The sequence below is a fragment of the Candidatus Obscuribacterales bacterium genome, assembly GCA_036703605.1.
In the GTDB taxonomy this organism is placed as follows: domain Bacteria; phylum Cyanobacteriota; class Cyanobacteriia; order RECH01; family RECH01; genus RECH01.
The window spans coordinates 1-13466 of the sequence record DATNRH010000576.1; the positions used below are offsets into that span (position 1 = coordinate 1).

8 protein-coding genes are annotated in these 13466 nt (G+C 52.5%); 4 read left to right on the forward strand and 4 right to left on the reverse strand.

Annotated elements, in window-relative coordinates; all coding sequences use genetic code 11:
* Nucleotides 1-277: 277 nt before the first annotated feature.
* The 3 genes from V6D20_12240 to psaA all read right to left on the reverse strand — a co-directional run bounded on the left by V6D20_12240 (nucleotide 278) and on the right by psaA (nucleotide 7458).
* Nucleotides 278-1816: a serine/threonine-protein kinase gene (locus tag V6D20_12240; GenBank protein HEY9816549.1), complete on the reverse strand. Its 1539-nt coding sequence runs from the start codon at nucleotides 1814-1816 to the stop codon at nucleotides 278-280.
* Nucleotides 1817-2948: 1132 nt separating this feature from the next.
* Nucleotides 2949-5177 carry a photosystem I core protein PsaB gene (gene psaB / locus V6D20_12245; GenBank protein ID HEY9816550.1) on the reverse strand — a complete coding sequence of 743 codons (2229 nt, stop codon included), beginning with the start codon at nucleotides 5175-5177 and terminating at the stop codon, nucleotides 2949-2951.
* A 25-nt stretch (nucleotides 5178-5202) separates the two neighbouring features.
* Complete coding sequence (gene psaA / locus V6D20_12250; protein ID HEY9816551.1) at nucleotides 5203-7458, reverse strand: photosystem I core protein PsaA; 2256 nt, start codon at nucleotides 7456-7458, stop codon at nucleotides 5203-5205.
* Nucleotides 7459-8575: 1117 nt separating this feature from the next.
* On the opposite strand from psaA, the gene V6D20_12255 reads away from it, so the two are divergent.
* The 4 genes from V6D20_12255 (at nucleotide 8576) to V6D20_12270 (ending at nucleotide 12888) form a co-directional block, all read left to right on the forward strand.
* Nucleotides 8576-10123, forward strand: a complete 1548-nt coding sequence (locus tag V6D20_12255) for a hypothetical protein (protein ID HEY9816552.1) — start codon at nucleotides 8576-8578, stop codon at nucleotides 10121-10123.
* A gap of 400 nt (nucleotides 10124-10523) precedes the next feature.
* Nucleotides 10524-11033 (forward strand): hypothetical protein, encoded by a 510-nt coding sequence (locus V6D20_12260; protein ID HEY9816553.1) that lies wholly within the window; start codon nucleotides 10524-10526, stop codon nucleotides 11031-11033.
* A 25-nt stretch (nucleotides 11034-11058) separates the two neighbouring features.
* Nucleotides 11059-11469 (forward strand): hypothetical protein, encoded by a 411-nt coding sequence (locus V6D20_12265; GenBank protein ID HEY9816554.1) that lies wholly within the window; start codon nucleotides 11059-11061, stop codon nucleotides 11467-11469.
* A 303-nt stretch (nucleotides 11470-11772) separates the two neighbouring features.
* Nucleotides 11773-12888, forward strand: a complete 1116-nt coding sequence (locus V6D20_12270; protein HEY9816555.1) for a hypothetical protein — start codon at nucleotides 11773-11775, stop codon at nucleotides 12886-12888.
* A 36-nt stretch (nucleotides 12889-12924) separates the two neighbouring features.
* Here the strand turns inward: V6D20_12270 and V6D20_12275 are convergent.
* A partial coding sequence (locus V6D20_12275; protein HEY9816556.1) for a GUN4 domain-containing protein occupies nucleotides 12925-13466 on the reverse strand: 542 nt, incomplete at its 5' end.

Sequence of the window (13466 nt, forward strand, 5' to 3'; positions counted from 1 at the left end):
AACACACTGCCTGAAATCTGGGCTCCTTGGAGCACAATGGGGTTATCTATCATGGTGAATGCACCTCGCAAATCATTCCATCTAGATTAAAGGAAACTTGTGTATAAGCGGTAGCCTTTTGGGAGAGGGCTAGGGTGAGGGCAGATGTTGCGGTTCATCCCTAGATTCAGCAACGCCGGCAAGGAAACTACAGACATCTGGATCATGCCCGCGATTTAAATGCATGGTGCGTCTAGCCATATTTCATATCAGCAGCATCCAAGCAGCCGTTCTTATCCTAGCCAGAAATATCTGTATTTCCACTGTTGTATAAAGACTCTAACTTTGTCAATATCTTTGGCTTGAGGTTTTCTAACTCTGTCTTCAGCATATTCTTGCTGGTGGCCGATTGCCCCGCCGATCGTACCGACTGAGCCATACTGGCCCATTGTTGAAACATGCGGCACTGGGCCTCAGCGATCGTGGAATTCATCACCGTCATACACTGCTGCGGATTTTCGTGGGAGAAAAACAGCAGGCGATATTGCTGAACCTTGCCCAACAATCGACACATTTGGCTCCCCTGACTGGTCTTTAAATCTAGATAGCAGGGCAGCCAGCGAGGGCCATAATCCGGGTTATACAACACGGTCAGCCATAGCATCATCGGATGGGGTGATTCTAGAAATAAAAATCGATTATAGCGGCTACAGACTAGGCGTTTTTTAATTTCTGATACAGGCAACATCACCCACAGCGTTGGTAAGATATCTTGCTTAACCCGCATAGGCTTGGGAAAAACAATGTCAGCGATGGGCATGTTTTTCGGCCAAGAAGCCTGCTTACATAGATCATCAATCGTTAAGTGGCTACCTGCCTTGGGTGACGCCTTCACCGGCAGCTTCACTAGGGCATCATTAATACGTCGCCCTAGACGCTGCCCGGCACCAAAACGCTGTTCTAGGGGCTCTAGGGCCTTGAGAATCTCTGCTACATTTTGAGGGCGATCCTTGGGTGACTTTGCCAAGCAGCTCATCACCAATGACTCTAATGCCTTGGGCACTTTAATGTTGGAGTTGGCAATTTCAAAGGTGCGGGGAGGCTGAAACTGGTGGGCTTGATACCACCCCCCAAACGTGTGCGTATCAGCTTGCAACGGCATCTTGCCGGTCAACAACTGAAACATCATCACGCCTAGGCTGTAGATGTCAGATCGAGCATCCAGCTCACGTCCCTCCATCTGTTCCGGTGACGAATAGGCGAGGGTGCCCATAAAACAGTTGGTTTGACCAACGTCTGCTTGGAGTAGCTTTGCGATTCCGAAATCAAGAATTTTGGCTAATTCTCCCAAGCTCTCATCTTGGGTAATCATGATATTGCTTGGCTTAATATCACGATGGACAATCGGGTATACGTTTTGATCAACCAAGATACCTTGATGGGCACACTGCAAACCAAGGCAAATTTGTCGCGTCAAGCTTAAGAAGCGCGGCAACACAATGGGCTGGTGGCTCAACACTTCGCTCAAACTCTCACCTTGCAGGTGCTCCATCACATAAAAAGGAACCTCATCATCTTCCCGAACGCCATAGTCTGTCACGCGAACAATATGAATACTTTTTTGACCCAACAGGGCGCAGGTTGTCGCTTCTCGCTCAAAGCGATCGCGCATCTTACGGTTTAACAACGTCTGCGACAGTAGTTTAACCGCAACCGGCACACCGCCTAGAACGATATCTTTAGCTGCATACACGCGCCCCATGGAGCCGCGCCCTAGTAAATCGGTCAGCAGATAGCGATTTGCAAGTTTGGAACCAATGTTAAAGTCCGATGTCATTGCTAAAGTGCGCTCCAATGGATCATTGCCCATCGCCCAACAGCCGGCTGGGGATATTAGGCATCCCTATAGTGAGGAATTGCATCATATAAAACGGTATAACTACAGGATGCCATTGCTTGCAAAAGGGAATGAACTGTACAGAAAAACCATATTTATAAAGAAACCATGAGCTACGGGTTGAGGGTGGCACAATCCTTAATGTTTTGCATTAAATGCTGCCTTATCATGCCCTCCCATCCTTGAGATGTTGAAAGCCTGGAACGTTGCAGTGAAAAGACAAGAGCGATCGCTCAGAATCTAGAGGATCTACGGACAACTCACCCATTGTCAGGTGAGCATAGGTCGCACTAGGTGATGCAGGCTACCTAGCCTTGGTGCCTAACTAGCTCACAGCCCCATGGATTGTCCTGATGCCCATCCTAATAAAAATTACGTCGAATCGTCAGCACCAGCTTTACAATATCCACACAATAACTTCATGAACACTTCTAATATAATCGCCCTTAGTACCTATGGTCTCGATGTCTTGAAACTGTAACGGCGTAGAAACGTGCTACTCGTTCCAGCAAGACTACCCCCTAACAATGCAGGGAGCGTTCTGAAGTAGGCTCAGTGAAAGGTTTTCAGTCACAATTCCTGGGATGCTATGCGATTGCTTAAGCTTAGCTTTGTCCCCTAGCCCAACAATCAGCAGTAACGATTAGTTGAGACGACATCCGTCTATATTCCGTATATTTACAGATGTGGTTCTCAAGAGCGATCGCTGCCTCCTCCCAAGAAATACGGCTACCCCATAGATATCGATACGTTTATTATTCCCAGCCCAGGCGGAATCTACACAAAATCGACCACCCAACTGCCCAAGGAACTGAACAGGTTCCATCCCTATAGATGCAATGCCGTGCCGCTTCAGGAGCGATCATGATCTCGGGGCGATCTCATACCACATCAAAATCGTGCGACAGAATATCAACCCATCAAAGTCCCTTCTCCTCGCTGGGAGAAGGATTTAGGAAGAAGGCAACATGTAGCAGGCAGTCTGAAAATTGATATCAGATCATGGATTAGACATGAAAAAGAACCCCCCGGCCAGCGGGAGGTTCTTCAGGCTAATTTAAGCTAGCAGCGGTTATCCAAATCGACTTGCAGTGGATGCAATCAAGAAGGCCGCATAGGTGAGGACATAGCCAACCGTGAAGTGAGCCAGACCTACCAAACGAGCTTGAACGATCGAGAGAGCAACGGGCTTGTCCTTCCAGCGAACTAGGTTAGCTAGAGGCGTGCGCTCGTGGGCCCACACAATGGTTTCGATCAGCTCTTGCCAGTAACCCCGCCAAGAGATCAGGAACATGAAGCCGGTTGCCCAAACCAGGTGTCCAAAGAGGAACATCCAAGCCCAGACCGACAGGTTATTCATGCCGTAGGGGTTGTAGCCGTTGATCAACTGGGAGGAGTTGAGCCACAGGTAGTCCCGCAGCCAGCCCATGATGGTGACAGAGGTATCGTTGAACTGAGCCACGTTACCTTGCCATACCGCCAAGTGTTTCCAGTGCCAGTAGAAAGTGACCCAGCCGATGGTGTTCAGCATCCAGAACATAGCGAGGTAGAAGGAATCCCATGCAGAGATATCGCAGGTACCGCCCCGTCCAGGACCGTCACAGGGGAAGCTGTAGCCAAAGTCTTTCTTGTCGGGCATCAGCTTGGAACCACGGGCATCCAACGCACCCTTGACCAAGATCAAGGTGGTGGTGTGCAGACCGAGAGCGATCGCGTGGTGAACCAAGAAGTCGCCAGGGCCAATGGTCAAGAACAAGGAGTTCGCGCCACTGTTGATGGCATCAAGCCAGCCACCCAGCCAGACGTTGCCGTAGTTCGGCCAAGCCGTGGTAGCAATGCTATCGGGGTTAGACAGCAGGGTATCAAACCCGTACAGTGCCTTACCGTGAGCGCCTTGAATCCACTGTGCGAACACAGGTTCAATCAAGATTTGCTTCTCGGGCGTGCCAAAGGCTTGCATAACGTCGTTGTGGACGTATAGACCCAGGGTGTGGAAGCCCAAGAACAGAGACACCCAACTCAAGTGAGAGATGATCGCCTCTTTGTGCTCCAGAACTCGACCCAGCACGTTGTCTTTGTTGGCAGCGTGATCGTAATCCCGCACCAAGAAGATTGCACCGTGAGCAAACGCCCCAACCATAATGAAGCCAGCAATGTACTGGTGGTGGGTATAGAGCGCCGCCATGGTGGTGTAGTCCTTCGCCATGAAGGCGTAAGGAGGCAGCGAATACATGTGCTGAGCAACCAGAGAGGTGACTACACCCAAGGAGGCGAGGGCTAGCGCTAGCTGGAAGTGCAGCGAGTTGTTCAGAGTGTCGTACAGACCTTCGTGACCCTTACCCAATGCACCGCCAAAAGGAGTGCCTTCGGGGGGACGGTGAGCCTTCAAGATTTCCTTGATGCTGTGACCAATCCCGAAGTTGGTGCGATACATGTGACCTGCAACGATGAAGATCACAGCGATCGCTAGGTGGTGATGGGCAATGTCCGTCAGCCACAGGGACTCGGTTTGAGGATGAAAACCACCCAGGAAGGTCAGGATTGCCGTGCCTGCCCCTTGAGACGTACCAAATACATGGCTTGCCGTATCAGGGCTTTGAGCATACACACCCCAGTTACCGGTGAAGAAGGGCATCAGCCCTGCCGGGTGAGGAGGCGTAGACAAAAAGTTATCCCAACCCACATGTTGACCCCGAGACTCGGGAATCGCCACGTGAACCAAGTGACCCGTCCAAGCCAAAGAGCTAACCCCAAACAAACCAGCCAAGTGGTGGTTCAAGCGAGATTCAGCATTCTTAAACCAAGACAGGCTCGGGCGGAACTTAGGCTGCAGGTGCAACCAACCAGCAAACAGGAAGACCGCCGCCAAGAGGAGGAGGAACACTGCGCCAGAATAGAGTTCGCCGTTGCTGCGCATCCCAATGGTGTACCACCAGTGATACACACCGGAATAAGCGATGTTAACCGGGCCAGATGCACCTGCTTGGGTGAACGCATCCACCGCAGGCTGACCGAAGTGAGGATCCCAAATTGCGTGGGCAATGGGACGTACGTTTAGCGGATCTTGGATCCACTGTTCGAAGTTACCTTGCCAGGCGACGTGGAACAGGTTGCCAGACGTCCAAAGGAAAATGATTGCCAGGTGACCGAAGTGGGAGGCGAAAATCTTCTGGTAGAGATTTTCCTCCGTCATGCCGTCATGGCTCTCAAAATCGTGGGCCGTGGCAATCCCGTACCAGATCCGACGAGTGGTCGGATCCTGGGCCAGATCCTGGCTAAATTTCGGGAATTTAGTTGCCATAAGTCCTAATGAGTTCTCCTCGTGCTCATCCGACTGAAATGATTCGAGCCAGGAAGAATGCCCAAGTCGTGACAATTCCTCCTAGGAGGTAGTGAGCGACCCCAACTGCCCGTCCCTGAATGATGCTCAGAGCGCGGGGCTGGATTGCTGGGGCAACCTTGAGCTTATTGTGGGCCCAAACAATGGACTCGATCAACTCTTGCCAGTAGCCACGACCACTGAACAAGAACATGAGGCTGAATGCCCACACAAAGTGAGCGCCTAGGAACAGCAAGCCATAGGCAGACAGTGCTGAACCGTAAGAACCAATCACCTGGGAAGCCTGAGCCCAGAGGAAGTCACGCAGCCATCCGTTGATGGTGATGGCGCTCTGTGCAAAGTTACCGCCCGTGATATGGGAAACCGAACCATCGGGTGAAACGGTGCCCCACACATCCGACTGCATCTTCCAACTGAAGTGGAAAATCACAATCGAGAGGGAGTTGTACATCCAGAACAGACCTAGGAAGACGTGATCCCAACCAGAAACTTGGCAGGTACCACCCCGACCGGGGCCGTCACAGGGGAAGCGGAACCCTAGCTCACTCTTATCTGGCACAAGGCGAGAGTTGCGAGCGTAGAGAACACCTTTCAGAAGAATCAGTACGGTGACGTGAATCGTGAAGGCGTGAATGTGGTGAACCATGAAATCTGCCGTGCCGAGGGCAATAGGCATCATGGCAACCTTGCCGCCAACCGCAACTACATCTCCACCAAAAGCAACACTAGCGCTAGCTAGAGCGTTGGGCGCGGTGCCCCCCGGAGCCAAGGTGTGAATGTTTTGCAGCCATTGAGCAAACACAGGCTGGAGCTGAATGGCGCTGTCTGAGAACATGTCTTGAGGACGTCCCAGAGCACGCATGGTGTCGTTGTGGATGTATAGACCGAAGCTGTGGAAGCCTAGGAAGATACATACCCAGTTGAGATGAGAGATCAACGCATCCCGTTGGCGGAGCACGCGATCAAGCAAGTTGTTAACGTTCTTGGCGGGATCGTAGTCACGCACCATGAAGATGGCGGCGTGAGCACCTGCCCCAACAATTAGGAAGCCACCGATCCAGATATGGTGTGTGAACAGCGAGATCTGGGTGGGGTAATCCGTTGCCAAGTAGGGGTAGGGCGGCATCGCATACATGTGGTGAGCCACGATGATGGTCAGAGAACCGAGCAGGGCTAGGTTCAACGCCAGTTGTGCGTGCCAAGAGGTTGTGAAAATCTCGTACAGACCCTTGTGTCCTTCACCAGTGAAGGGACCCTTATGAGCTTCGAGAATTTCCTTCATGCTGTGACCAATGCCCCAGTTCGTGCGGTACATGTGACCGGCAATGATGAACAGGACAGCGATCGCCAAGTGATGGTGCGCCGTGTCAGACAGCCAGAGGCCGCCGGTGACGGGGTTAAGACCACCCTTGAAGGTGAGGAAATCTGCGTATACGCCCCAGTTCAGGGTGAAGAAGGGGGTCAGCCCTTGAGCAAAGCTGGGATACAGCTCTGCCATCAAGCTTTTATCGAGGATGAATTCGTGGGGGAGCGGAATGTCTTGCGGTGCAACCCCAGCATCCAGAAGCTTGTTGATGGGCAACGAAACGTGGATTTGATGACCAGCCCAACCAAGGGAGCCAAGTCCAAGGAGACCGGCGAGGTGGTGGTTCATCATAGATTCCACGTTCTGGAACCACTCTAGCTTTGGAGCTTTCTTGTGGTAGTGGAACCAGCCAGCAAATAGCATCAGACCAGCCATTACCAAGCCACCGATGGCGGTGCAGTAAAGCTGAAACTCATTGGTGATGCCAGATGCGCGCCAGAGCTGGAAGAACCCAGAGGTAATTTGAATCCCCTGGAAACCGCCACCTACATCTGCATTCAAAATTTCTTGACCAAAGATTGGCCAAACCACTTGTGCACTGGGCTTGATCCCAGTCGGATTGGTCAACCAAGCTTCATAATTCGAGAACTTAGCGCCATGGAAGTACATACCGCTAAGCCAAACGAACACAACGGCCAAATGCCCGAAGTGCGCGCTAAAAATTTTACGAGATATATCTTCTAGGTCGCTGGTATGACTATCAAAATCGTGAGCGTCGGCATGAAGGTTCCAAATCCAAGTTGTAGTTTTGGGTCCTTTCGCCAAGGTCCGATCAAAATGACCTGGCTTGCCCCACTTCTCAAATGAAGTAGGAACGGGATCGGTATCGACTACAACTTTCACCTTTGCCTCTCGCTCCCGCGGGGTAGTTGTCATCAGAGACTCTCCTCTCTCTAGACAAGGAACGAGTGAAATGTCCTTTTCCCTGGAACGACCCTGAGTTGTTGCTGCCTAACCAATCAATGAATGTACAAGGACTGACTCACGGTGCTGCGGCGATCGCCCCGACTGATTTCTCAGAAATGGGAAAACCCTTAGCAAACGTGACACAAAGCAACAAAACCAAGGCCACAAAACAAAACAAGCCAACAAGGTAGCTTATTTCATACAGGGGGTAAGGCTCTGTTGTGCATTATAGAGCCGCATTTCCACTGACTTTAACGCGCGTTAACAATAATTCAAAATGATCAAACAATGAGTGGGTCTAGTGTGTGGACTATAGAGATACACATACAAAGGGGTATGAGATCTATCTATCTCAATAAAACGAAATATTTCGTGTTGCATAGCTCAGAATTTCTAAGAGGATACGTCCATACCTCCTAGAACAGTATGCTTTTATGTCGTTTACTTGACATTCTATTCATGGATGTCGAGCGATCGCCCCTGAATCCAGTCAGTTAAGGGGATAGGAGCATCAAAACTAGATTCAATCGACCACAGAAGTATCACAGATTGTCGTGTTTATGATGGTTCCATAGATTAGTTTTCCTTAGACAATCCGTTGAGTATTTCTATAGTCAACGAAGGTGGAGTAATATTGCGTTTTAATACGGTTTTGATAAAAGCGCTTCATCCCCTTCGTTCAACACGAGCGATCGCTTTCCATCTCCCTAAAAACTTGTCTATTTATATAGATAGTTTTTGTATAGATAGTTTCCGAAGGATTCTATAAATAATCCCTACGGGAGTTCGATGTAGTGCTCCGCCTAGACTGCGACGTGGTGAGAGGGTAGTGAAGCATGGGGCAATCTCCAGGAATCTCCCTCGATACCCCTAGCTGGGTATCGAGGGAGAATGGCCAGTCCTAGGATCTAGAAATAGACCATGCTGGGCGTGCTCTATTTATCCAGCAACAGGTCATCCAGCAACAGGCAGAACCCAGAACGTATAAGGTTTTGAGACCTTGAGCATGTTTTTCTCCCTAGTTTTCCTGGAATGTGAAGCGATATAGTGCCTATGACGGTCAATGCGAAGGACACAACAAATTGATATGGTGTGGCAACGAATTCTCCAACGGATGGGTATAGGTGGGCTAGCGATCGCCCTATCAGTGGGATTGATGGCCTGTGGGGGCGATCGCGCTCTGGATCGTCAGCAACCGATGGCATCCGCTGCCGTCATCAACATTTCCGAGGTAGCTCCTCCCATTGCTCTGGAGGAATTGCGTCAACAGCTCGATGGCTATCAGCCCCAGGTGACGATTGTTTCTCCACAACCAGATGCCGTTCTAGAGAGCGATCGCGTCTCGGTGCAGTTTTCGGTGCAGGATCTGCCTCTATTTAAAGATGAGCAGCTTGGCCTTGGGCCCCATCTGCATGTCTTTTTGGATGACGGCCCCTATACAGCGGTGTATGACCCCTCCGTTCCCTTAGTGTTTGAGAACCTAGCCGTCGGCAGCCACACCCTTCGGGCCTTTGCCTCTCGCCCTTGGCATGAGAGCTTCAAAAATAATGAAGCCTATGCCCAAGTCACGTTCCATGTGTTCACCAAGACCGATGAGCATCGTCCGAGCGCTAACCAGCCCCTGCTCACCTACAGCCGCCCCCAAGGTAGCTACGGCGCAGAACCGATCATGCTGGACTTTTACCTCACCCATGCGCCTCTCCACTTGGTGGCCCGCCAAGACAATACCGATGATATTAAAGACTGGATGATCCGCTGCACCGTGAACGGTGAGTCGTTCCTGATTGACGATTGGCAACCTATCTACCTAGAAGGGTTTAAGCCAGGGCAAAACTGGGTGCAGCTTGAGCTATTGGACGAAGACGGGCAAGCGATCGCGAATGCCTTTAACAACACAGCTCGGCTGATTACCTACGAACCCGGTGGACAGGACACCCTTTCTCGTCTAGTGCGAGGGGATTTAAATGCAGCTCAGGCCTTGAAGATTGTGGATCCCACCGCCATCCTCCCCAGCGATGAGGTGATCCGTCTAGAACGTTCTATCCAGGAACCGGCCAAGGAACCGGCCGAGGACGACGCACCGGCACTCAAAACTCCCCAGCCCGACTCCACAAGCCCCGACGAGGATGACGTTCAGGAGCCAGATCTAGAAACAGCACCCGCCGTTGAACCTGAAGACGCACCGGCAGAGTCAACCGTCGAGCCTGCATCAGGATCTAACAAAGATGTAGAACCAACGTCTAAGCAGACGTCTGAGCAAGAGGCTGAGACTGCCAAACCGGATATCACCGAGCCAGAAACGGCTGAAGAGGCTCAACCTCAGACAGAGACGGGGGAAACAATGTCTGATAATAACGGTCAAGCGATCGCCCCCGAGACGCCAGAGGAGCCAGAACAGACCAATCCACCATCTGAAGACCTACCAAAAGATCTACCAGAGGATCTACCAGATGACGCTGCTCCCAAGCTCTCCCCAAGTACCCCAGAGGCGATCGCCCCAGAGGTTACCAGTCAGCCAGACACCAGCACCATGGAACTGCCCAGCCCCGTACCTGATCCGGGGGAACAGTCCTTGGTCAAGAGTTCTAATAGTTCCGCCCAGAACACCCTAGACAATAGCTTCCTCATACCCTAGACACACGCTTGAATCGAGTGAATCCAGCGGCCATCTTGGCCGCATACATACCCCGATGATCCCAAAGCACCCTGCTGGATAGATCATCGGGGTTTTTACTGGGACAAAGACAGGGCGATCGCCCTCCCCATGGCCTGTACTCCCCTGAAGCACTAACAATCTTTAAGGAGAGCCATCACTCATGAAGTACATATGAACTATATCACTTGTCGTTGTCGTACATATGTACTATATTAAGTTAACTCCTGTCGGTCACATTGGCTGCAGGAGTTCATGGATTGCAAGAGCATTGAGGTCGGCTTCCTGATCCCAGCGCTCTTGTACTCGGCATCCTAATCACCGCTGTGCGGGGAACTGGGATGCTTCATGTTGCCTAGTTATCATTCGGCATGAACAGACCATGACAACCCATCCCCAAAACTTCTATCCTCCCCCACAGAACAAACCACGGCCGTCACACCAGGCTGCCCGTGCCAGAGCCAACCACTCTGGTACAACCTCCAGCAGGATCAAGGGCGATCGCTCTATGGCACCACCGTTCAACCTAGTCGCGGCGTTGATCAGCAGTGCTGCCATCCTAGGGGCAGTTGGTCTGCTAAGCAGCATCTCTGAGCGCTGGCAAACCCAGGCACCTCCTATTCCCCATACCTGCAGCAGCACACCTCGACCCCATCAAGCGCTTTCCCGTGAAACCCTGTTACAGCTTTTGGCTATTCCCGAACGGCAGGAGGCTAGCACCGTGCGCCAACTCCTTAGCGAGCCCTACTGTCAACTACCGGCGATTGAAATTCGTGCCGGGGTATCAGCAGAGCGATCGCTCTATACCTTGGAGTTTGATCCTAAAACCTGGTTGGTGATTCTCTATGAAGAGGAGGAGTATGCCGGCTATGCCTTTGATATTCAACCCTAGGCTATGGCTATGGGTTATAGGACTTGTGCTTGTATCCTGCAGCAGCAGCGATCGCCCCATAGCTCCCCGAGCCTTCACCATTCAACAGGCCTGGCAGCTTAAGCCTGGCAGCCAGATTGGGACGTATCCAGTTGTTGCCGGGCTAGGCGATATTTCTATTCAGCTCAAGGGCGATCGCGTCTATGCCCCCTTTGATGGACAGCTCCAGCCCCATGCCGACAGTGACTGCCTGATTTTTTCGAGTCCGGAGGTGCCCGCTTATTTACTGCGGCTGTGCGGTTTGCACAATCCTCGGCTAGGCGCTGTGCACCAAGGAGAGGCGATCGGCACGGGGCAACTGCTGCACTTTGCCGCCTTGCGCAAACAGCCGGATGGCACGTGGGCCCTCGTTGAACCCGCTAGCAGTCTCATTGAAGGGCTGTTTCGAGATCGTTAAGGGCGATCGCTGCCCCAAGACATCGTCCAGCCCAAGTTGAGCGCCAAACCTGGATGCAATCGCGTTCACGATGGGGAATCTCCCACCGGAGCGATCGCCTCGTGCCCCATCTACCGTTCTATTCCCTCAAGCTAGTTGTCACCTATGATTGCCGGACTCACACCCACTCAACCATCATCTCGCACAGCCTTCATAGCGATACCAGCTCACGCCAACCCTGACGACGACTGGGATCGGTCCAAGCTGCAGATCACACTTCCCACAGGTTTAAAGGACTGGATCCATCGCTGGCCCACCATAGCTATGGGTTTCCTCAACTACCTACCCTCCTTTCTGCTCTCCATCGTCATGATTCACCTCGCGTTCACCGATGTATCGCCCCGCGATCGCCCGGTGGTATCGCAGCCTGACGTCAGGGTAGTTGAACCAGCACGCCCCCGTCCCCATCCAGAGGCGATCGCCCTCGACCTCAGTCAACCCCGCCTCACGCCCGTCACCGCTCCAACCACCGAGGCTAGCATTCTCAGCCTCAGCAACCGGGACGCTGCAGGCACCGAGATGGGCGAAATTGTTGCCAAAACCCTACGCCTATTCAGCCGTCCGGAGACAGCTCCACCCCCAACCGAGCCGCGATCGCCCCATCCAGATCTCCACCCCAGCGGCCTCTATGCCTGGATTTCTGGAGAACCCTGGGAGGGCGATCGCCTCTTTCAAGGCGGCACCGATTCGATTATTGCCAAGGCAATCGGCGCAGCAGAAGGAACCCGTACCGTGACAGGCGATCGCACCCCAGCCTATTACGGTCATCGCGATCCAGGGAATGGCGTTTGGAATCTTGGCACCTTCTCCTACCAGCACGGTGCCCAGTCTCCCGAGGAGGCCGATCAAAAGCAGCTAGAGCGGCTGTATCGGCAAACGCAACTGCTGCGATCGCTGGCCAGTCGTCGAAATCTAGACCTCACCCAAGAGGTGATCATCAACGGCATTGACCTAGCCAACCAAGCTCCCCTAGCGGCCCTGAGTGACGAAGGCGGCTATGTGGATCGCCTACAAGAAGCCTATCGCCGGGGGCACCGAGGCTCGGATGCTGTCTTAGAAGCGCGGGTCTATTCCTACCTAAACCCGTCCACCAACCGCTGGGATGCACCGGGGCTAGGCAATACCTATCAGGGCATCAAAGCTGACCAACTGCGCCGCCAGCAAGCGATCGCTCGGGTGCTCGACCATAGCGGCATCATTGCCCATCAACCCATTTCTAACCCTGAGCCCACCCATACTCCCCTACCCCAAGGGGTCGAGCCTCGACCTGCCCATGCTCCTCCAGCTCCCTCCTACGATATTGCGGCCGTGCCTCCAGCCGAGCGATCGCCCCACCCAGATCTAGATCAGCAGGGCGTCCTAAGCTTTGGCCTCCTATAGATATCTGTACTTTTTCCGGATCGATAAGTATTGTCGTCACAAAGGGGGAGCTACATCGTCATGAACCTCATGCACCCCGAGGCACGCCATAAACGTACTCAACGTTCCTGGATCCGTATCGCAAAACCCGCGCCCGGTGCCAAAGCCCCCAGCCAAAATTGATTCTAGAAAGGGAAGCTGCCAAAACCACAGGGCGGGCAGATGCCCTGGCTGGGCGCGAGCATCATCAAAATCGAGCCAGGTGTAGACCTTGAACACCCGCAACGACCTTGACCACCACCCCACCTCCTTGGCAAAGGCGATCGCCCGCTGAGGCAGCTTCTGATAGTTCCCCATCAAAGCTTGGTAGATGTTGCGCTGAGCCAAAAATCCAAACTTACCTTGGCTATTAGCACTCCACAGGTGATCGATATCATATAAATCCTGCAACTGCAGTTCACGGATCGAGGATGTATCTAGACAATGCTTGTCCTCTCGCCGCGTTAGCTTGAGTAAGATCATGAGCGTTTGCCGATCAGCATCTTGCCAGCGCTTCTGAGCTAGGGCGATCTCTAAAGCTTGGTAGTCCTCTGGAAAAT